This window comes from Streptomyces sp. NPDC127197 (genome assembly GCF_042672405.1).
Taxonomy (GTDB): domain Bacteria; phylum Actinomycetota; class Actinomycetes; order Streptomycetales; family Streptomycetaceae; genus Streptomyces; species Streptomyces flavusporus.
In genome coordinates, this window is the sequence record NZ_JBHXVG010000007.1 from 181,326 (window position 1) to 200,535 (window position 19,210).

Consider the following 19,210-nt stretch of genomic DNA (forward strand, 5'->3'; position numbering starts at 1 on the left):
CGTGGTTGTGGGGGGCCGGGTAAGGGCGGGGGGCCATCCCCCTTTTTTTGGGGGGCCCGGGGGGGGGGGCCGGGGTGCCGTACGGCACCCGGGCCCCGAGCTTTCAACACCATCTACCGGCAAACTGCGCCGGCCTTCTGTGTCCGCAGGTTCCGCCTGGGAGGGCGGGGCTGCGGGGATCGCGGATGCGTGACCGGGGACCACCTTCCAATCCGGGGCCTGCGGTACCCGAGCGGACTTCTTCCTCGCCCGGGCGATCCTGATGGCGTCTGCTCCTTACCTTCGGTTACTCGGTTGTACTGCTGGATACCGTGGGTACTGCTCGCGGCCTCTGGGGCCGCGTCCTGCTTGACCTGCATGCACGGCAGTTCGTCTCTGCCGCGCCCTCATCGACTTCCTGGGTACGACGGAAACAGTAACCCCGCAACAAGCCAATGTCTACTGTGGACACGACAGGTTTTCTTCAGAGTCGATGCACGGAGTTCTGCCGCAAATACACCCAGAAGAGTGCTGTCCCGGGTTGAAGCCCCGCCCGGCGGGCACACGCTGAGCCTGGCGGCACAACCGATCCAGGGCCGGGTGGTAGCACATGACCGACACGAAGACGACGAGCTCGGAAACCCCAAGGCCCCTGTGGTTCTTGAGGGCGACAGCCCCGCCGGTATCGCTCGCGCCCGTTACGTCGCCCGCGCCTTCGCCGATGGCCTGGAACCGGCTCCGGCCCCCGGAACGGCGGAAACCCTCGCCCTCGTGGTCTCCGAGCTCGCCACCAACGCCCTCAACCCCGCACCCCCGCGGGAACGCGCCCCCGACCTCAACGGTGGTGCCGGCGGGTTCGTCGGGTCAGACCGGCGATGGAGTCGCCCTCGTCGACATAACGGCGAAAGGGCTCAGCCACCACGGCAGCCTCGGCATCATTGATCTCGTAGCGGGCCGCACGCTCCGGGCTCTTGCGTACGAAGCGGTAGCCGAACGGCGCCCCGGACAGCACGTTCACCGATTCGATCCGGCCCGGGCCCGGTCGGTCTTCCCGCGCCGGTAGCGCTCCATCAGCTGGGCCTTTTCGTACTCGGCGAACATGCCCTGGAACTGGACCAGCAGTTGGTCCTCGGGGCTGTCTCCGCGCGGCCCGCGTACGAACCCCACCCGCGTCCCCCCACGGGCGAACTCCTCGATCAGCAGGGCCTGATAGCGAACTTCCGTGCGAGGCGGTCCGGCGCGTAGACGACCACCACATCCACTCCGACCTGAGCGACCAGGTCCCGCAGCCGCTCCAGCGCGGGGCGCATCAGCGTGGCACCGGAATGGCCCTCGTCCTCGAAGACCCACTCCTGGGGCACCTCAAGCCGCATTCGCTCGGCGTACGCGCGCAGCGCTGCCGTCTGCGAGGCGATCGTCTGGTCCTTCTTCTGCCGCTGCGAGGACACCCTCGCGTAGATCCCCGCCGTGGTCACCGCCCGCTCCTTCCTGCACCTGTGGTAGCTGCTGATCGCCTCGGATGCGGGGACGGCGCTGGGCCCAACACCTCGTAGGCCGCACGCAGTTCCTCACCGGTATGCCGGGAGAAGACCCACTCCAGCTCCACCACCGGACGGTTCACGGCCCCGGCCGCCGTCCGCCGTCATCGTTGCGGAGGTAGTCGGCCAGCGCCCGGGCCACCACCGAGGAGACGGTCGCCTCACTCGCACGGGCATGCTCACGGACCCGCTCGGCCAGCGAGCCGGCAGCTTGACGGTGAACACCACACGCGCCTCGGGGACGGCGACTCGACCTTGCGCCACGGCCTGCTCCACATACCGGTGTGCCTGACGCACCGACACCCCGAAACGGGCAGCCAGCACACGGGCCGCCTCCGCGACAGATACCTCCACCGCGAGCAGGTCCGCGGCAGTGTTGACCCGCCGCGCGTACTCGATGCTGTCGACACGATCCCCCGCACCATGTCATGAACGTACTGCCCGTCATGACGCTGCCTGCTCTCGCCACGAGGCAGCTTCTCCAACCTTCGGTAATGCAACGTCACTTCGAAGACGAAGTTGCCCATTGCGTTGGAGGCGTGGCCGGGGAGCACTGCGCAAAATCAGAGGTAGACACTCCACGTTTCCAACGCCTGCCGGTCTCACGCTGCGGACGCTCCGACATTCCTGCCGTCACCTGGTGTACCCCTGGCCGAACTGGGCAGAAAGCGCTTCCTGCCTCCTTGATCCGGCTGACGGAGAGGACCACCGCGGATGGCGTCGTCGCATGAGAGACCGCTCGACCACCGCTACCGGGGCGAACACCCGATACGCACCCTCGCCTACCTGTTCCACGCCGACCGATGGCGACTGGCCGCCGCGGTCGGCGTCTTCACGGTCAAGCACAGCCCGGTCTGGCTGCTGCCGCTGATCACCGCGTCCATCATCGACACCGTCGTCCAGCACCAGCCGATCAGCAGGCTCTGGACCAGCACCGGGATCATCATGTTCATCCTGGTGGTCAACTACCCGTTGCACGTGCTGTACGTCCGCCTCCTGTACGGCAGCGTGCGCCGGATGGGCACCGCCCTGCGCTCCGCGCTCTGCACCCGGATGCAGCAGCTCTCCATCGGCTACCACTCCCGGGTCAGCGCCGGAGTGCTGCAGGCCAAGGTGGTGCGCGACGTCGAGACCGTCGAGCAGATGGTGCAACAGACCGCCGAAACGGGACTCGGCGCGATCACCGTCCTCACCGGAGGACTCGTCATCATCGCCATCCGCACCCCCGAGTTCGTCCCCGTCTTCCTCGTCGTCGTGCCCGCCGCCGCACTCCTCGTGGCCCGCCTCAGGGCCCGGCTGCGCACCCACAACGAGCACTTCCGCCACGAGGTCGAGACGCTCTCCTCGCGCGTGACGGAGATGACCCGTCTGATCCCGGTGACTCGCGCGCACGGCCTGGAGGGCAAGGCGCTGCGCCGCATGGACGGCACCCTGCGCCGGCTGCTGACCTCAGGGATGCGCCTGGACCTGGTCAACGGCCGGTTCGGCTCACTCGCCTGGGTGGTCCTCAACGTGGTCGGTGTCCTCGTTCTCGCCGGTGCCGCGCTGATCTCGTACTACGACGTCTGGGGCGTCACCGCCGGCGATGTCGTCATGCTCAGCGCTTTCCTGACCACCCTCACCAACTCCACGACGACACTCACCGGCCTGGCCCCGGTCATCACCAAGGGCCTCGAATCCGTCCGCTCGGTCGGTGAGGTGCTCCAGGCTCCCGAGCTCGAGGACAACGAGGGCAAGGCCGAACTCACCGCGCTGCGCGGCGCTGTCACCTTCGACAGCGTCTCTCACGCGTACGAGGACGGCGGACGGCCCGCCGTACGCGACTTCAGCCTCTCGGTGACACCGGGCGAGACGATCGCCCTGGTGGGCGCGTCCGGCGCCGGGAAGTCCACCGTGCTCAACCTCGTCATCGGCTTCGTCCGCCCCACCGCGGGCCGGCTGCTGCTCGACGGGACCGACATGAACACCCTCGACCTGCGCACCTACCGGCGCTTCGTGTCGGTCGTGCCGCAGGAGTCGATCCTCTTCGACGGCACCGTCCGTGAGAACGTCGCCTACGGGATGGACGACGCCGACGAGGAGACGGTCCGGGCGGCGCTGCGGGACGCCAACGCGCTGGAGTTCGTCGACGGGCTGCCGCAGGGACTCGACACCCTGGTCGGCGAGCGGGGGGCGCGGCTGTCCGGCGGGCAGCGGCAGCGGCTGGCCATCGCCCGTGCCCTGATCAGGGATCCCAGGGTGCTGGTGCTGGACGAGGCGACCTCGGCGCTGGACACCCGTTCCGAGGCGCTCGTCCAGCAGGCCCTCGCCCGGCTGCTGCACGGACGCACCACGTTCGTGGTCGCGCACCGGCTGTCCACCGTGCGGGGCGCGGACCGGATCGTGGTGATGGCCGACGGCCGCATCCAGGAGATCGGCACGCACGAGGAACTGCTGCGCCGGGGCGGCGCCTACGCGGCACTGCACAGCGGCCAGGCCGCCTGACCGTCCGACAGAAGGGCCGGACACCTGTGCGGTGGGCGACGGTTTTGCGTCAAATGGGTGCCGGGCACCCAAGAAGACGAATGGTCCGGCCCCGTCCGGGCATACGGTGCGCAAAAGTCGAGAGAGGGGCGCCCCGTGCTTGTTCCGGACCCGAAGGTCGTCAGGAGGCTGCTGACCAGGTACGCATCGCTGCGCATCGCTCAGGCGGAGAGGGAGACGCCGACGAGGGCACGGGAGTTGGCGGACGTCAGTCACACCCTGTGCGTCCTGACGGGCACGACCAGCATCCACGAGGCGATCGCCCGGGCGGACGCCCTGCTGGCCGGTGGGAACGCGCCGGACCCGGACGGGGAGAGCGGTCTGTCGCTGGCCGGGTGACGCCGTCCGCGGGGCCGCTCGTAGTGTCAAGGGACCCTGGTGCCCGTGCCGTTGACCCGGTTCGGCCGGTCCGCGGTGGGCCGGGCCAGCCACTCCGCGATGGTGCGGGCGATCGGCTGGCCCGTGTCCACCTCCACGAAGCCGAACTGCCCGGACTGGTTGCACTCCAGGAACCACCACGTCCCATCGGTGTCCTCCACGAAGTCGAAGGCGCCGTAGGACAGTTCCGCCTCCCGGAGGTATGTACGGACGCCGTCCGCGATCCGTGCGGGGACGTCGGAGGGGCGCCAGGGCCGGTTGTCCGTGGCGAAGCGGACGTCGACCTCGTCCGGGTCGGCGTCGGGGGCGGTCGCCTTGCGGGCGGCCAGCATCCGCTCGCCGACCACGGTGAGCCGGATGTCGGCCCGCTTGGCGATCCGCCGTTGCAGCAGGGTCGGGCCGAAGGCGACCGCGGCGAAGTCGGTGTCCGGTGCCACCCGGCTGGTCGGCACCGCCCTCGGCGGCTCCTGGGGATGCGCGCCGGAGACGGGTTTGACGACGAGGTCGGGGAAGCGTTCGGCGAAATCCCGGGCGGCCTGCGGGAAGGTCGTGATCAGTGTGGCCGGCACGGGCAGTCCGCTGCGCTGGGCGAGGCGGAGCTGCCAGGGCTTGTACCGGGCGCGACGGGCCGCGTCCGGATGGTTCATCCAGCGGGCGGTGGAGCTGCGCAGCATGCCGTACAGCGCCTGCGAGGACTCCTCGGTGAGCCACGCGGACGGCTCGGCCACCCGCGTGGCGGGAGTTCCCGGCCGGCGCACCCACACGGACCGCAGCCCGTCCATGCTCACCAGCCGGCCCGCGGACCACAGATGCCCGCGGAAGGCACCGTGCACATACTCGCCCGACAGTGCGGCGCCGCCGGTCAGGTCGGCGGGATCGAGGCGGACCACCGGGACTCCGGACGCGTTCAGGTGGACGACCACCATGTCCGCCGTCACGTCCTGGTCGCCGGTCAGGATCAGTACGGTCATCGTCGACGGTCCGTGTTCAGTCGTCGAAGTGCGTCTTCGAGCCCGCGGTGGACGTCGTGGTCCCCAGCTCTCTGAGCAACGCGAGATCGGTGGCGGCGATCCGGCCGTCGAACAGCACGTTCAACTGCAGGCCGGGATCGTAGGCGTACGGAGTGGCGACATCCAACTCCGCCGCCGGGCGTGCGTAGTTGAGCGCGAACGGTTGCATCGTCTCTCCCTCTTCGGTGCTGCCCCGGCCAGGCGTCGGCCTGCCGTGTCGTCGCGTAGCCCGTGGATCTCCGGGGCTTTCCATGGACTTATACGAATCGAACGGGTGATTGGTTTCCTTACGCTCCGTAGTGGCGGGCGAGTTGGCCGCTCTGAACCTGAGACGGAGGACGGCGCCTTCCGGTTGACTGGTCGTGATGCACAGCACGGCGCACCCCGGGCGACCGGGGGAGCACATGGGGGTGATGGCGGGCGCGCGGGCCCGGCGTCGCCCCGAGCGGCCGCAACGGGGCGTGGATCTGTCGTGGAACGCGGGCAGTTGGAGGTCAGGCGGGGTCGACGGGGCGTCGTGCCGGGGCGGTGCGGTGGTCTCGTGCGGTCAGGGGCGTGCGCAGTGTGCGCAGGGCCAGGAGCAGTGCGCCGACGTCGTCGAGGTACACCGGATCGGGCAGCAGGTCGGCCGGGAGCACGAAGTACAGGACGGCCCCCCAGAACACCCAGGGCGGCCCGGTCGGCAGCCCGGCGCGCCGCAGTCCGCGCCGGGCCCGGACCAGCCGCACCAGCAGCCCGACGGCCGCGGCGAGCACGACGGCGAGGATCACGGCGATGACGGCGAGCACTGCTGTGGTGGAATCCACGGGCCCTCCTCGGTCCGGTGCGCCGCCGGTGGACGCGCCCTTCCTTGAATTCCCGGATTCCGCCCTGATATTGCCTCCGTTATGCCGTTTGTGACCTATCGGCACACCCCGTACGACTATGCCGGTGACCGGAGTGCGCCGGTGACTGCTCTCAGCCGCCGGAACCGCCCTCGGCACCGTCCGGTTCCGCGGACGACGCCGGACGCCGGAACTTCGCGGTCGCCTTGAGACGTCCGAAAGTGCGCGTCAACTGCTGGAGCGGGGAACCGGAGGGCGCCTCCTGCGGTGGCTCCGTCGTCGGCGGTTCCGGCAGCGTGGCGGACGACTCGCGGTAGACGGCCAGCGCCTCGTGGGCCCGCTCGGCGGCCTCCCGGTACAGGTCCCGGGACCTCGTCATCGCCTCCAGGGCCTCGGCGTACATGGCCACCAGCGCCCGCTCGCGGGCGAGCTCCTCCTCCAGGGTCAGCAGGTGCCAGTCCTCCCGCAGCGCGGTGAGGACGCGGTCGGCACCTTCCGGCAGCGGCCGCGGCGAGGCGACGTAACGGGTCAGCGCGTCGATGAGCTCGGCCGGTTCGCTGCCGTCCAGGAAGACACTGCGCACGGAGCAGGCGTCGCTGTCGTAGTCGTCCGGGGCCGGCGAGCCGGGCAGCACCACGGCTCCGCCGCGCGGCACCTGCACACCGAACTCGCGCAGGGCCCAGTTCACGGCCCGCAGCTGGTGCGGCGCGGCGCGGTGCTCCACCACGCGGTGCCGCAGACCCGGCGGCAGCAGCCGGGCCAGCGGCAGGCGTCCCAGCGCGTCGGGCGTCATGGCCTCGTGGACGACGATGTGGACGGACCACGCGCTGCGCGCGGCGCCCCTGAGCACGCGCCGCAGGTCCTTGTCGTCCGGGGGCAGGGGGTTGATGTCCCGCAATCGCAGGTCCGCGTCGGCCTCGTGGTCCCAGGCGGCGTCGGGATCGTCCGGCCAGAACATGGTCGCGGGGGACGGCCATTGCAGGTCCCACGGACGCTCCGCCTCCGCCGCCAGCACCCACTCCTGCCCGGCGGCCGAGCCGTGGGCGAGGGCCAGCCTGGCCCGCACGGTCACCGTCCCGTCCACCTCCCAGCGGGCCTCGAAGACGTGTTCGCGGGCGCCCTCGGGCTCGGGCAGCTCCAGATGGTCGCGGATGACGCCGCGGTCCTTGAGGTGCTGGAGGTTGCGCCGGAGGACGTCTTCCGCGGCGGGCCCGACGTGGCGGCCGCGAGCCAGCCAGACCGTGGGGGGAGTCATGGGGCGGACGGTGGTGGAGGGCATGGGGTCCATCTGTGAACGGGGGCGTGGTGCGACTGCCAGTATCGTCGCCGCAGGTGGCCGGGATCATCCCGGGGGTCACCCGGAACGGCCGTGTCGAGGACGGCGGCCGTCCGCCTGCGGCCGGGTGCATCGTCGGCGATCGTGGGCAGGAGGACATCGGCCGACCGCACTGCGACAAGGAGCGACCCCCGTGAACGTGGACCTCGATGGGCGAACCGCGCTGGTGACCGGCTCCTCCCAGGGCATCGGAGCGGCGATCGCCGTGGGACTGGCCCGCGCCGGAGCACGCGTGGGCGTCAACGGACGCAACGCCGAACGCCTCGAACGGAGCATCGGGAAACTGCGGGCCGAGGCGCCGGAAGGAGACTTCGTACCCGTAGCGGCCGACCTGGGCACCGAGGAGGGCGCCGCGGTTGCGGTGGAGACGCTGCCCGACGTGGACATCCTGGTCAACAACCTCGGCATCTTCGGCCCGGCGCCCGCCCTGGACATCACCGACGACGAGTGGCGCCGCTACTTCGAGATCAATGTGCTCTCGGGCGTCCGGCTGACCCGCTCGTACCTCCCACGGATGATGCGGCAGGGGTGGGGCCGGGTGCTGAACATCGCGAGCGACTCGGCCGTCGTGATCCCCGCCGAGATGATCCACTACGGGATGTCGAAGACCGCCCTGCTCGCGGTGAGCCGCGGTTTCGCGAAGGAGGCGGCCGGCAGCGGTGTCACGGTGAACTCCGTCATCGCCGGTCCCACCCACACCGAGGGCGTCGAGGACTTCGTCCACCAGCTGGTGGGCCGCGACCTGCCCTGGGAGGAGGCGCAGCGCGCGTTCATGCGGGACCACCGCCCGCAGTCACTGCTCCAGCGCCTCATCGAGCCCGAGGAGATCGCGAACCTCGTGGTGTACCTGAGCTCCCCGCTGGCGTCCGCCACGACCGGTGCCGCCGTGCGTGTCGACGGGGGATACGTCGACTCGATCCTGCCGTAGGCACGGGCGGGCCGCTCACCAGCCGGTCCACAGCAGGTGGTTGACGAGCAACGCGACCACGGCCTGCGCCGCCAGCCAGATGCGGGGGTGGGGCAGGAACGCGCAGGCGGTGAGGAGCCAGAGGGCGAAGGGCAGCCAGATGCGCTCCGTCTCCGCCTTGCTCATCCCGGACAGGTCGGCGGCGAGCAGGGCGAGAAAGGCGCCGAGCAGGAGCACGGCGAGGCGGCCCTCGGCGTCACCCGGCCGGCTCAACAGACGGCGGCGCTGCCCGACGAGCGCCCCGCCCGCCCGTGACAGCCCCGCCACCGTCGCGAGGCCCACGACGAGGACGGTGCACGCCGGGTTGGCCCACACCCAGTACCCGTACGGCCGCACGCCCCCGGCACCCTGGTTGTAGCGCTCTACCAGCAGGTGGTACGCCTCCCAGTAGTTGAACCCCGCAAGGGTGAAGACCAGCGGGAACACGGCCAGCCCGGCCAGGAGCGGCAGCAGTACCGCGCGCCGGTTCCGACCGAGGACGAGCACCCCCAGACCGATGATCCCGATCAGCGTGAGCCCGTACGACAGATAGCAGGTCAGCCCGAACAGCAGTCCCGCCCCGCCCGCCGCGATCCGCGACCGAGCCCCCGGCCGCCCCGTCACGGCAAGCGCCAGCAGCGCCACCGCCCAGGCGGCGACCGCCGCGAAGTACCCGTCGGCCGACGTGCCCATCCACACCGCGCCCGGCGCCAGCACCACAAACGGCGCCGCCCGCCGCGCGAGCCCCTCCCCGGTCAGCACCCGCACCGTCACCAGCACGGCCGTCACCGCCGTGGCCCCGACGGTGATGCACCAGACCCCGGCCCAGGCCCCGCCCCCGAGGCCGATCCGGTCGAGCAGGACGAAGGTGAGCGTGGCCGCCGGAGGGTGCCCGGCGATGTGCGCGGGCCAGTGGTCGGGGCCCTGGATCACGATGTACTCGGTGAAGTCCCGCACAGTGGTGGGAATGTCCTGGAAGCGGTCGATGACCTGGAGGTACTCGTACCGCGTGGTGAGCCGCTGCGCGACACCTCGGTGCCAGCCGTCGATCAGGGCCAGCGACCAGGTCCAGGCCATGGCGGTGCCGCAGGCCACAGCCAGGAGCGCGCGCCACGGCAGCCGCGCGGCGAGCCCGGGCCCGTACGCCACCACGGCGATCGCCACCACGATCGCGGCCGGGGTGCCCGGGCCCACGTGCGGGCCCCAGGAGGCGAGCAGTGGAGGCCAGTTGACGAACAGCGTGCCGTCGGTGTCCTCGATGTGGCGGCCGATCAGGATCGCCGCGACGACGAGCAGGACGGCGGCCAGGGCGGCGCCCAGGTCACGGAGAGGAGAGCGGATCACACGCAGGACGCTAGGCCGCCGACGCACCCACCAGGGCGTCCTGCGTCCTGATGTCAGCGTTTCGTCATGAGTTGCGCGGTCTCTTCGGGCGGGCCGCGACCTACCGTCGAATCATGCGCGACCAACGGCTTCCCTCGTCGCCCGGCTTCTGGCGCAGCCCCCTGCGCGGCCCCCGGTTCACCGCCGTCTTCGGCGTCGTGCTGCTGGTCGGCATCACCCTGCTGTTCGTGACCGGCCTGCTGTCGTACGCCGCCTACAACCCCGACCTGTCGCCGGTCAACGACCAGACACCGGACAAGGGGATCCTCGGCTTCTACCTCTTCTCCTGGCCGACCGACCCGCACTGGCTGTACCGGCTCACCCAGGGCGTCCACGTCACCCTGGGGCTCACTCTCATCCCCGTCCTGCTCGCCAAGCTGTGGTCGGTCGTGCCCCGGCTGTTCGCGCTGCCGCCGGCCCGTTCGGTGGCGCACGCGCTGGAGCGGATCTCGCTGATCCTGCTGGTCGGGGGCGCCCTGTTCCAGTTCATCACCGGCGTGCTCAACGTCCAGGTGGACTACGTCTTCCCCGGCTCGTTCTACACGCTGCACTTCTACGGCGCCTGGGTGTTCTTCGGCGCGTTCGTCGTGCACGTCGCCCTGAAGCTCCCCACGGCCGTGCGCAACCTGCGCGGGCTGCGCGCGGAGGAGGGCGATCTGGTGTCCCCGCGGCCGGCCGAGCCGACCGTGACCCGCCGCGGCGCCTTCGGGCTGGTCTCAGGAGCCTCGCTGCTGATGTTCGTCACGACGGCGGGCCGCAGCTTCGACGGGCCGCTGCGCGAGACGGCCGTCCTCGCACCGCGCGGGGGACCCCAACCGGGCAGCGGCCCCGGCGGCTTCCAGATCAACAAGACGGCCGCGTACGCCGGAATCGACCGCCGGGAGACGGGTGACGAGACGTGGCGGCTGGTCGTCACCGGCCGCTCCGGCGTCGTCCGGCTGAGCCGGGACGAGCTGCTGGGCCTCCCGCTGCACAGCGCCGCGCTGCCGATCGCCTGTGTGGAGGGCTGGTCGACCTCCGACCAGTGGTGGCGCGGCGTACGGCTGCGGGACCTCGCGGCCCTCGTCGGCCACGACGAGCCGACCGACGTGCTGGTGGAGTCCCTCCAACGGCACGGCGCCTTCCGCCGGGCCGCGATGCGCGCCAACCAGGTGGCCGACCCGCGCTCCCTGCTCGCCCTGGACGTCAACGGCGAGCCGCTGACCCTCGACCACGGCTACCCGGCCCGGATCATCGTGCCCGCCGCGCCGGGCGTGCTCAACACCAAGTGGGTGGCACGGCTGACGTTCGGAGACCTGTGATGCGCCGCCCCACCCTCGTCCGACCGCGCATCGTCCTCGGCAGCCCGCTGCAACTGCTGCTGCTCGCCGCCTCGTTCGCGCTCGCCGGATACGCGGGCGTCCGGCTGCTCGCGGGCGACTGGTTGCGGGTGGCGCTGTGGTTCGTGGGCGCGGCGCTCGTCCACGACCTGCTGCTCCTGCCGCTGTACGCGGCCGCGGACCGGGCGGTCACCGGCGCGCTCGGCGCGGTGCGGCGCCGGGAGTGGATCCCGTACGTCCGTGTCCCGGCCGCCCTGTCCGGCCTGCTGTTGCTGGTGTGGTTCCCCCTGATCAGCGGCCGGGTCGACGAGCGTTACCGGCTGGTCTCCGGTCTGTCGGCGGACGGCTTCCTGGCCCGCTGGCTGCTGATCACCGCCGTTCTGTTCGGCGGTTCGGCACTGCTGCTGGTGCTCCGGCTGCGCAGGGCGACGAAGCAGCGTCCGCCGGCCGCCCACTGACCCTCCACGTCGAGCCGCAGCGCGCGGGCGTACCGCACCAGGGCCGGGGTGCCGAGGCGGGCCCACGGGAACGGGACGCCGACGGTGCCCCGCCCGTCGGTGACATGGACCTGGACCCGCTCGTCCACGTCCGCGGGAACCGTCTCGGCGATCACCAGACCGCCCGGGGCGAGGAGCCGGGACACCCGGTCCAGCAGCGCGGGCGGGTCGCCGCCGATGCCGACGTTGCCGTCCATCAGCAGCGCGGTGCCCCAGCGCCGCTCCGCGGGCAGCGGCTGGAAGACCGACCGACGCAGGGCCCGGCCGCCCAGCCGTGAGGTGTGCGCGACCGCGGCCTCGCTGACGTCGATGCCGAGCGCGGTCCGGCCCCGGGCGGCGAGTTCCGCGACCAGCCGGCCCGGGCCGCAGCCCACGTCCAGCACGGCACCCTCGCAGCGGTCCAGGACGGTCAGATCCGCGTCGTCCGGGCGCGCACACCACCGCTCCACGTCCAGCGGGAGCAGCCAGCCGTCGGTGCGGCGCAGGAACAGCGGTCCGCGGCCGGTGCGCAGGGCGTGCACATAAGGATCGGCCGACCAGGGGAGCAGGGCGGGCTGTTCGGTGTCGTCGGGCTGGGCGATCTCGTACGGAGCGCTCATCGGCCGGTGGCCGCATGCAGTCGGGCCAGCTCCGTGGCGAACCGGCCGTGCGGCGCCAGCGCGGCCACCGCTTCGGCGTCGGCTGCCGTGTCGACGTCCCGCAGCGGGGGCAGATCCCGCACCCGGAGCCCGGCGGCGACGAGCCGGTCGCGCTGTACGGCGCCGGTGACCGGCGTCGACATCGGGACACCGCGCAGCAGCTCCGGGGCCGGCTCGGCGAGGCCGAGCGCCCAGAAGCCCCCGTCCTCGGCCGGACCGAAGTACGCGTCGCTGTCGGCGAAGTCCACGGTCAGCAGCTGCGGCGTCACCTGCGGCGTGTCCATCCCGATCAGCAGGGCGGGCCCGTCGCACCCGGCGAAGGCGTCCGCGAGCCGCTCGTCCAGCCCGCCCGCACACTGCGGTACGACGTCGAAGCCGGACGGCAGCCAGGCGCCGGGGGTCCCGTCGAGCACCAGGACCCGGCGCCGGGCCGGCGCGGAGGCCACCGCACGCAGGGTGTCCACCAGGGCCGCCTCGGCCAGCACGGCCGCCTGAGCGGGGGTGAACGGGGGCGTCAGCCGTGTCTTGACCCGTCCGGGCCGCGGCTCCTTGGCGATGACGAGCAGCGTGGTCAACGGGCGCTCCCTCCCTGCGCGGACGGGGTGGTGCGCCCCTGTGTGGCGGGGGGTTCGGCCAGGACGCGGCGCATGTCCCGTACCGCCTGCCAGGTGCCCCGCCAGGTGCCTGTGACCTTGGACTCCCCGGTGCGGGGCAGGTAGGGCACCTCGTGTTCGGCGATGCGCCAGCCGGCGTCGGCGGCGCGCACGACCATCTGGAGCGGATAGCCGCTGCGCCGGTCGGTGAGCCGGAGGCCGAGCAGCGCCTCGCGCCGGGCGGCGCGCAGCGGGCCCAGGTCGTGCAGCCGCAGACCCGTGCGGCGGCGCAGCATCAGCGCCAGCGCGATGTTTCCCGCCCGGGCGTGCACCGGCCAGGCGCCCCGGCCCTGTGGCCGGCGCCGGCCGAGCACCAGGTCGGCCGCACCGCCGTGCACCTCGCGCACGAACGGGGCGAGGAGCGAGGGATCGAGCGAGGCGTCGCAGTCGCAGAAGCACACGATGTCGGCACCGGCGGCGGTCAGTCCCGTGTGGCACGCCGCCCCGAATCCGCGCCGCGGTTCGTGGACGACGGTCGCGCCGAGCGCGCGGGCGAGGTCGGCCGAGCCGTCGGTGGAGCCGTTGTCCACGACGAGGGCGCGCCATCCGGCAGGGATGCGCTCCAGGACCCAGGGCAGTGCGTCGGCCTCGTTGAGGCAGGGGAGGACAACGTCGACGGTGGGTGAGGGGGGAGGGGTCGTCACGGCTTTCACCCTACGAAGAGAAAGGGGGCATATCGGACTTCGGCTCCTTACGAAACACGGACGTCGGGCCGCTGCCACGGGGCGGCCCGCTCATTGGCCACGCAGCCCGGACCGCGCGAACTCCCGCATCCCGTCCGCGAATCCGACCTCGGGCTTCCAGCCCAGTTCGGACCGCAGTCGCGAGGAGTCCGCGGTGATGTGGCGGACGTCCCCCAGCCGGTACTCCCCGGTCACCACGGGCTCGGGCCCGCCGTACGCCGCGGCCAGCGCCCGCGCCATTTCCCCGACCGTGTGCGGTTCTCCGCTTCCGGTGTTGTACGCCACGAGCGCGCCCGGCGGGCAAGCCGCCTCCAGCGCCGCCACGTTGGCCGCCGCCACGTCCCGGACGTGGACGAAGTCCCGCCGCTGGCGGCCGTCCTCGAACACGCGCGGGGCCTCGCCCCGGGCGAGCGCCGAGCGGAAGAAGGAGGCGACCCCGGCGTACGGCGTGTCGCGGGGCATCCGGGGCCCGTACACGTTGTGGTACCGCAGGGACACCGCCGACCCGCCCGTGACCCGGGCCCACGCCGCCGCCAGATGTTCCTGGGCGAGCTTCGTCGTCGCGTAGACATTGCGCGGATCGACCGGCGCGTCCTCGCCGACCAGCCCGGGCGACAACTCCGCGCCGCACGCCGGGCACCGGGGTTCGAAGCGTCCCGCCGTCAGATCGGCGACCGCCCGGGGCCCGGGCCGCACCACTCCGTGCCGGGCGCAGTCGTACCGTCCCTCGCCGTACACCACCATCGATCCCGCCAGGACGATCCGCGGGACGCCCGCGTCGGCCATGGCCGTCAGCAGTACGGCCGTACCGAGGTCGTTGCGCGAGACGTACTCCACGGCGTCGGCGAACCCGGACCCCAGCCCGACCATCGCGGCCTGATGGCACACGGCGTCGACACCGGACAGGGCGCGGCGTACCGCGTCGATGTCCCGCACGTCCGAACCGGGGTCGGCGCGCACGTCGTACACGACGGGTTCGTGCCCGCCCGCCGCCAGTGCCTCGACCACATGGGACCCGATGAACCCGGCACCGCCGGTGACCAGTACTCGCATGGCCACACGCTAGGTCGGCGAGCCGCCCGCGCCGCCGCTCCGCGCCCGGCACGTCACAGGTCCGTAAGACCGACCCCGGCACCGCACGCGTGAGGGGCCCGGCGCCACCATCGCGCCGGGCCCCTCACCGCGGGTTCGCCTCCGCGCTTACGCGCCGCTCTCCCGCAGCATGTCCTCACGCTCGACGATCTTCACGCGCTCCCGGCCCTGCGGCTCGCCCAGGGCCTTCTCCGCGGCGTCCAGCTTGTACCAGCCCTCCCACGTCGTGAAGCGGATGTTCCGCTCGGCGAGGAACGCGTCCACGGCCTCGGGCTCCGGCGCCGACGGGGTGTGCAGACGGCTGTTGGCGAAGTCGTCCAGGAGGTTGGACACTGTCTCGTTGGCGTCGCCCTTGGTGTGGCCGATGAGGCCGACCGGGCCGCGCCGGATCCAGCCGGTCACGTACACCGACTGCAGATGCGAGCGGCTCTCCTCGATGACCCGGCCGCCCTCGTCCGGGACCGTGCCCGAGTCGATGTCCCAGGGCAGCTTGGGCAGCTTGTCCGACAGGTAGCCGACCGCGCGGTAGACCGCGGTGACGTCCCAGTCGGTGAACTTGCCGGTGCCCTTGACGTTGCCGGTGCCGTCGAGCTCGGTGCGCTCCGTGCGCAGGCCGACGACCTTGCCGTCCTCGCCCAGGACCTCCGCCGGCGACTCGAAGAAGTGCAGGAACAGCTTGTGCGGCCGGTCGCCGACGTCGCGGATCGCCCAGTTCTCCAGGGTCTTGGCGACCATGTCGGCCTGCTTGTTGCCGCGCCGCGTCTCGATCGAGCCCTCGTCGTAGTCGATGTCCTCGGGATCGACGATGACCTCGATGTTGGGGGAGTGGTCCAGCTCGCGCAGCTCCATCGGGCTGAACTTCGCCTGCGCCGGGCCGCGGCGGCCGAAGACGTGGATCTCCTTGGCCCGGTTGGCCTTGAGGCCGTCGTAGACGTTCGCCGGTATCTCGGTGGGCAGCAGCTCGTCCGCGGTCTTGGCGAGGATGCGCGCGATGTCGAGGGCGACGTTGCCAACGCCCAGCACGGCGACCTTCTCCGCCTCCAGCGGCCAGGTGCGCGGCACGTCCGGGTGACCGTCGTACCAGGAGACGAAGTCCGCCGCGCCGTAGGAGCCGTCCAGCTCGATGCCCGGGATGGGCAGGGCCCGGTCGGCTGTGGCGCCGGTGGAGAAGATCACGGCGTCGTAGAACGAGCGCAAGTCGTCCAGGTTGATGTCGGTCGGGTAGTCGACGTTGCCGAAGAGACGGATCTGCGGCTTGTCGAGCACCTGGTGGAGGGCGGTGACGATGCCCTTGATTCTGGGGTGGTCGGGGGCGACGCCGTAACGGATCAGTCCGAACGGCGCGGGCATCCGCTCGAAGAGGTCGATGGACACACCGGGTTCGGCGGCCACGTCGGACTTGAGCAGTGCGTCGGCGGCGTAGATCCCGGCGGGGCCGGCTCCGACAATGGCTACCCGCAGAGGGCGGGGCATGATCAGGTTCCCTTCGAGCGGTGACGTGCGACTCGAGGGGAAGCCTAAGCTGAGGCAAGCCTAACCTGGTACGCGGGTCCGTTCTATGGGCTCATAAGTTGACCTTATGGGTCTCATAAGGCCTCCTCGGGGAGTGCCGAGGCGCCGCCGCACCACCGGTCCGCGCCGGCCCGCCGGAGTGTTTTGCTTCTGCCTGTGGTGGTGAAGGAGAGCCGCGGTGGCATGCCGCATCTTGATCTGTTGTCGACGTTCCTGGAGATCTACCGGGCGGGATCGCTGTCCGCGGCGGCTCAGCGGCTCGGAGTGACCCAGCCGGCCGTCACCGGTCAGCTCGCCCGGCTCGAGGAGCAGATCGGCGAGCCCCTGTTCGTCCGTACGCACAAGGGCGTCACCCCGACCCAGCGGGCAGCCGCGCTGGCGTCCCGCATCGGCGTGCACGTGGACGGGCTGCGCGAGGCCCTGCACCCGGCCGATGCCGAGCCGCCCCTGCGGGGCACCGTGCGGATCGGCGGAGCGGCCGAGGTGATGACGCTGCGTGTGCTGCCGGTGCTGGCCGGGCTGGCCCGCCGCGGCGTGACCGTCCACGTGACCCTCGGGCTGGCCGACGACCTGCTCTCCCAGCTGGTCAACGACCGGCTCGACCTGGTCGTCTCGGCGGTACGGCCCTCTCGTGCGGCGGTGCTCGCGGTGCCGCTCGTGGACGAGGAGTTCGTCCTGGTCGCACCGCCCGCGATGGCCCACACGATCGACGCCGGCCGCCTGAGAAGCGAGCCGGTGGCCGCACTGGCGCATCTGCCGTTGGTCGCGTACGCCGAGGAACTGCCCATCGTGCGCCGCTACTGGCGCAGCGAGTTCGGGCGGCGGCCGCCGAATCCCGTGGCCATGGTCGTCGCCGACCTCAGGGCCGTCCTCGCGGCAGTGGTCGCGGGTGCCGGAATCTCCGTGCTGCCGCGGTACATCGCCGCACCGGCCCTCGCTGCCGGGGAGGTCGTGCAGCTGCACCACCCGGAGGTGGCGCCGCTCAACACCCTGTACCTGGCGGTACGGCGGGGCGCTCCGGCGGGCCCCGCCGTCACCGTGCTGCGCGACCATCTCCAGCAGGCCGCGCGCCGGTGGAACACCCTGTGACCGCTACTCGGCCACGCCGCCCGGAGTGAGCACGACCTTGCCGACGACGGTGCCGGACTCGGCGTGCCGCAGCGCGGCGGCCGCCTGCCGGAGCGGGTAGACCCGGTCGATCCTGGCCTCGATCGCCCCGGCCCTGAGCAGGCCGAAGATCTGCGTGAGGTCTTCGCGCAGCTCCGCCCGGTACTGCCGCGGATGCCGCGCCTTGCCGGCCCACAGGTTGAAGAAGTGCGCGCTGCGGCCGTTGGGCAGGGCGTTCCACACCGCGAGCCGGGCGACGAGCTTCAGAACCGTGATCGTCCCGTTGCCGGTCTGGTCGCGGGTCGAGGCGCTGCCGTAGGAGACGAGGGTGCCGCCGGGGGCGAGCATCCGCCAGGAGTCCTCGATGCCCTTGCCGCCCACGTGGTCGAAGACGGCGGACACGCCGTCGGGCGCCAGCTCGCGGACGCGGGCGGGGACGTCGCCGCGGTAGTCCACGGGGAGGGCGCCCATGTCGGCGACGGCCTGCTGGTTACGGGCCGAGGCGGTGCCGATGACGGTGATGCCGCTGCTGCGGGCGAGCTGCACCAGCACACTGCCGACGCCACCGGTGGCCCCGTGCACCACGACGGTGTCGCCCGGGCGGACCTTCGCCGTGCGGTGAAGCATGCGCCAGGCCGTCGCGCCGTTGGTGACCAGTGTCTCGGCCTCCGCCGCGGTCACCCCGTCGGGCACCGGCACCAGATCCGCCGCGTCCAGCAGGACGTGGTCGGCCCATCCGCCGGTCTTGGTGAGAGCGGCGACCCGCTGCCCGACGGACAGCCCGGGCTGGTCGGGCACCGGTGGGCCCAGCTGCTCGACGACGCCTACCAGGTCGTAGCCGGGTACGAAGGGGAACTTCGGCATGTCGTAGTACTTGCCGCGCCGCATCTGCTGCTCGGCGAAGGTCACGCCGCTGGCCTCCATCCGGACCACGGCCTGTCCGGGGCCGGGCTGGGGCAGCTCTCGCACCCGGAGTTCGAGGCTCTCGGGCTCTCCGACGGCGGGCAGGACGACTTCGGTGGCTTGCATGGCTGGCTCCTTCTGTGGATGTGTGGTCAACCACTCACTAGTGAGGCCTTGGAAAGGGCGGCTGTCGGTCCACAGGACCGGACGGCCGCCCGGGTGGGGTCGGTCAGTAGTGCGTGATGCCCGCCGCCAGGGTGCGGGTCCAGGGCGCGTCGACGGACTCGGCGTCGATGGAGACGATCAGGTGGCAGAGCATGCCGGTGGCGAAGAACTGCTGGATCTGCTCCTCGCTGCCGCCGGACGCACCGCGCACGTATTCGACCGCGCGGGCGTACCCCGCCCTGACCGCCTCCCTGACGGCGGGCTCGGAGATGGCCGCCGCCTGGGCGTGCAGCTGTACCAGCAGCAGGTCGTTGTCGCTGATGAGGCGGGCGTAGGCGTCGCCCATCGACTCGAGCACGGCCTCGGGGGCGCTGCTGCGGGCCTCGGCCGCTCCGCCTTCGAGGGCCGCGCGCACCTGGGTGAAGCAGTGCTCGACGACCGCGGTGAACAACGCCTCCTTGTTCGGGAAGAGCCGGTAGACGTAGGCCTGCGAGATGCCGGCCGCCTTGGCCACTTCCGTGGTGGTGGTGCCGAAGTAGCCGCGGGCCGCGAACGCGCCGATGGCGGTACGCAGGACCGTCTCGCGGCGTTCCTCGGCGGTGGAGAGCCGGCGCTGTTCCGTCTTCATGTGAGTACTTAACCACTCACACTTTGGGGGTGTCAACGGTCCCTTAGTCACCCGTCTCCCTCGGGGCAAGACGAGAGCCATAAGTTTTCTAATGGC

The 19,210-nt window shown here is 71.8% G+C and carries 20 protein-coding genes; 5 read left to right on the forward strand and 15 right to left on the reverse strand.

Annotated elements, in window-relative coordinates; translation table 11 throughout:
* Positions 1-814: 814 nt before the first annotated feature.
* Genes ACFVJQ_RS13905 through ACFVJQ_RS13915 form a run of 3 tightly spaced genes read right to left on the reverse strand, consistent with a single transcriptional unit; the run spans position 815 to position 1,454 of the window.
* Positions 815-997: a hypothetical protein gene (locus tag ACFVJQ_RS13905; RefSeq protein ID WP_385514907.1), complete on the reverse strand. Its 183-nt coding sequence runs from the start codon at positions 995-997 to the stop codon at positions 815-817.
* The gene (locus ACFVJQ_RS13910; protein ID WP_385514906.1) at positions 994-1,146 is read right to left on the reverse strand and encodes a recombinase family protein; all 153 of its coding nucleotides are present in this window, start codon (positions 1,144-1,146) and stop codon (positions 994-996) included. Before ACFVJQ_RS13910 ends, ACFVJQ_RS13905 begins: the two co-directional genes overlap by 4 nt.
* A 29-nt stretch (positions 1,147-1,175) precedes the next feature.
* On the reverse strand, positions 1,176-1,454 hold the full coding sequence (locus ACFVJQ_RS13915; RefSeq protein WP_385514905.1) for a recombinase family protein: 279 nt from the start codon (positions 1,452-1,454) through the stop codon (positions 1,176-1,178).
* A 777-nt stretch (positions 1,455-2,231) separates the two neighbouring features.
* Here ACFVJQ_RS13915 and ACFVJQ_RS13920 point away from each other — a divergent pair.
* Positions 2,232-4,001, forward strand: coding sequence for an ABC transporter ATP-binding protein (locus ACFVJQ_RS13920; RefSeq protein WP_385514904.1), 1,770 nt, complete (start codon positions 2,232-2,234; stop codon positions 3,999-4,001).
* A 135-nt stretch (positions 4,002-4,136) separates the two neighbouring features.
* Complete coding sequence (locus ACFVJQ_RS13925) at positions 4,137-4,379, forward strand: DUF5133 domain-containing protein (protein WP_385514903.1); 243 nt, start codon at positions 4,137-4,139, stop codon at positions 4,377-4,379.
* Between the two features lie 26 nt (positions 4,380-4,405).
* Here the strand turns inward: ACFVJQ_RS13925 and tgmB are convergent, their stop codons facing one another.
* The 4 genes from tgmB to ACFVJQ_RS13945 form a co-directional block, all read right to left on the reverse strand.
* The gene (tgmB, locus tag ACFVJQ_RS13930) at positions 4,406-5,389 is read right to left on the reverse strand and encodes an ATP-grasp ribosomal peptide maturase (protein ID WP_385783607.1); all 984 of its coding nucleotides are present in this window, start codon (positions 5,387-5,389) and stop codon (positions 4,406-4,408) included.
* 16 nt (positions 5,390-5,405) lie between these two features.
* Positions 5,406-5,597 carry a putative ATP-grasp-modified RiPP gene (gene tgmA / locus ACFVJQ_RS13935; RefSeq protein ID WP_129803094.1) on the reverse strand — a complete coding sequence of 64 codons (192 nt, stop codon included), beginning with the start codon at positions 5,595-5,597 and terminating at the stop codon, positions 5,406-5,408.
* 325 nt (positions 5,598-5,922) lie between these two features.
* Complete coding sequence (locus tag ACFVJQ_RS13940) at positions 5,923-6,234, reverse strand: hypothetical protein (RefSeq protein WP_385514901.1); 312 nt, start codon at positions 6,232-6,234, stop codon at positions 5,923-5,925.
* A 151-nt stretch (positions 6,235-6,385) separates the two neighbouring features.
* Complete coding sequence (locus ACFVJQ_RS13945) at positions 6,386-7,531, reverse strand: hypothetical protein (protein ID WP_385783611.1); 1,146 nt, start codon at positions 7,529-7,531, stop codon at positions 6,386-6,388.
* 190 nt (positions 7,532-7,721) lie between these two features.
* On the opposite strand from ACFVJQ_RS13945, the gene ACFVJQ_RS13950 reads away from it, so the two are divergent.
* On the forward strand, positions 7,722-8,516 hold the full coding sequence (locus ACFVJQ_RS13950) for an SDR family NAD(P)-dependent oxidoreductase (protein ID WP_385514899.1): 795 nt from the start codon (positions 7,722-7,724) through the stop codon (positions 8,514-8,516).
* A gap of 15 nt (positions 8,517-8,531) precedes the next feature.
* On the opposite strand, the gene ACFVJQ_RS13955 is transcribed toward ACFVJQ_RS13950, so the two are convergent.
* The gene (locus ACFVJQ_RS13955; protein WP_385514898.1) at positions 8,532-9,878 is read right to left on the reverse strand and encodes a hypothetical protein; all 1,347 of its coding nucleotides are present in this window, start codon (positions 9,876-9,878) and stop codon (positions 8,532-8,534) included.
* 113 nt (positions 9,879-9,991) lie between these two features.
* Between ACFVJQ_RS13955 and ACFVJQ_RS13960 the strand changes: the two genes are divergently transcribed.
* Entirely contained in the window at positions 9,992-11,218 is a 1,227-nt protein-coding gene (locus ACFVJQ_RS13960; RefSeq protein ID WP_385783614.1) for a molybdopterin-dependent oxidoreductase, read from the forward strand.
* A 331-nt stretch (positions 11,219-11,549) separates the two neighbouring features.
* On the opposite strand, the gene ACFVJQ_RS13965 is transcribed toward ACFVJQ_RS13960, so the two are convergent.
* From ACFVJQ_RS13965 to ACFVJQ_RS13985, 5 genes are all read right to left on the reverse strand, one after another.
* Positions 11,550-12,332, reverse strand: a complete 783-nt coding sequence (locus ACFVJQ_RS13965) for a class I SAM-dependent methyltransferase (protein ID WP_385783617.1) — start codon at positions 12,330-12,332, stop codon at positions 11,550-11,552.
* Complete coding sequence (locus ACFVJQ_RS13970; RefSeq protein WP_385514895.1) at positions 12,329-12,946, reverse strand: DUF2064 domain-containing protein; 618 nt, start codon at positions 12,944-12,946, stop codon at positions 12,329-12,331. The genes ACFVJQ_RS13965 and ACFVJQ_RS13970 overlap by 4 nt, the downstream gene beginning before the upstream one ends.
* Positions 12,943-13,677, reverse strand: a complete 735-nt coding sequence (locus tag ACFVJQ_RS13975; protein ID WP_385514894.1) for a glycosyltransferase family 2 protein — start codon at positions 13,675-13,677, stop codon at positions 12,943-12,945. The genes ACFVJQ_RS13970 and ACFVJQ_RS13975 overlap by 4 nt, the downstream gene beginning before the upstream one ends.
* Positions 13,678-13,758: 81 nt before the next feature.
* Positions 13,759-14,760, reverse strand: a complete 1,002-nt coding sequence (locus ACFVJQ_RS13980; protein ID WP_385514893.1) for an NAD-dependent epimerase/dehydratase family protein — start codon at positions 14,758-14,760, stop codon at positions 13,759-13,761.
* A gap of 147 nt (positions 14,761-14,907) precedes the next feature.
* Positions 14,908-16,272: an FAD-dependent oxidoreductase gene (locus ACFVJQ_RS13985; protein WP_385514892.1), complete on the reverse strand. Its 1,365-nt coding sequence runs from the start codon at positions 16,270-16,272 to the stop codon at positions 14,908-14,910.
* A 222-nt stretch (positions 16,273-16,494) separates the two neighbouring features.
* Between ACFVJQ_RS13985 and ACFVJQ_RS13990 the strand changes: the two genes are divergently transcribed.
* Positions 16,495-17,400 carry a LysR family transcriptional regulator gene (locus tag ACFVJQ_RS13990; protein ID WP_385514891.1) on the forward strand — a complete coding sequence of 302 codons (906 nt, stop codon included), beginning with the start codon at positions 16,495-16,497 and terminating at the stop codon, positions 17,398-17,400.
* 3 nt (positions 17,401-17,403) lie between these two features.
* Here ACFVJQ_RS13990 and ACFVJQ_RS13995 read toward each other — a convergent pair whose 3' ends face one another.
* Both ACFVJQ_RS13995 and ACFVJQ_RS14000 read right to left on the reverse strand, forming a co-directional pair.
* Positions 17,404-18,447 carry a medium chain dehydrogenase/reductase family protein gene (locus tag ACFVJQ_RS13995; RefSeq protein ID WP_385514890.1) on the reverse strand — a complete coding sequence of 348 codons (1,044 nt, stop codon included), beginning with the start codon at positions 18,445-18,447 and terminating at the stop codon, positions 17,404-17,406.
* Between the two features lie 103 nt (positions 18,448-18,550).
* Positions 18,551-19,114, reverse strand: a complete 564-nt coding sequence (locus tag ACFVJQ_RS14000; RefSeq protein WP_385783624.1) for a TetR/AcrR family transcriptional regulator — start codon at positions 19,112-19,114, stop codon at positions 18,551-18,553.
* Positions 19,115-19,210 lie beyond the last annotated feature (96 nt).

Coding starts and splice junctions, on each gene's coding strand:
- ACFVJQ_RS13960 (WP_385783614.1), top strand. CDS start 9,992: ATGCGCGACCAACGGCTTCCCTCGTCGCCCGGCTTCTGGCGCAGCCCC.
- ACFVJQ_RS13920 (WP_385514904.1), top strand. CDS start 2,232: ATGGCGTCGTCGCATGAGAGACCGCTCGACCACCGCTACCGGGGCGAA.
- ACFVJQ_RS14000 (WP_385783624.1), bottom strand. CDS start 19,114: ATGAAGACGGAACAGCGCCGGCTCTCCACCGCCGAGGAACGCCGCGAG.
- ACFVJQ_RS13985 (WP_385514892.1), bottom strand. CDS start 16,272: ATGCCCCGCCCTCTGCGGGTAGCCATTGTCGGAGCCGGCCCCGCCGGG.
- ACFVJQ_RS13990 (WP_385514891.1), top strand. CDS start 16,495: ATGCCGCATCTTGATCTGTTGTCGACGTTCCTGGAGATCTACCGGGCG.
- ACFVJQ_RS13945 (WP_385783611.1), bottom strand. CDS start 7,531: ATGCCCTCCACCACCGTCCGCCCCATGACTCCCCCCACGGTCTGGCTG.
- ACFVJQ_RS13965 (WP_385783617.1), bottom strand. CDS start 12,332: ATGAGCGCTCCGTACGAGATCGCCCAGCCCGACGACACCGAACAGCCC.
- ACFVJQ_RS13995 (WP_385514890.1), bottom strand. CDS start 18,447: ATGCAAGCCACCGAAGTCGTCCTGCCCGCCGTCGGAGAGCCCGAGAGC.
- tgmA (WP_129803094.1), bottom strand. CDS start 5,597: ATGCAACCGTTCGCGCTCAACTACGCACGCCCGGCGGCGGAGTTGGAT.
- ACFVJQ_RS13980 (WP_385514893.1), bottom strand. CDS start 14,760: ATGCGAGTACTGGTCACCGGCGGTGCCGGGTTCATCGGGTCCCATGTG.
- tgmB (WP_385783607.1), bottom strand. CDS start 5,389: ATGACCGTACTGATCCTGACCGGCGACCAGGACGTGACGGCGGACATG.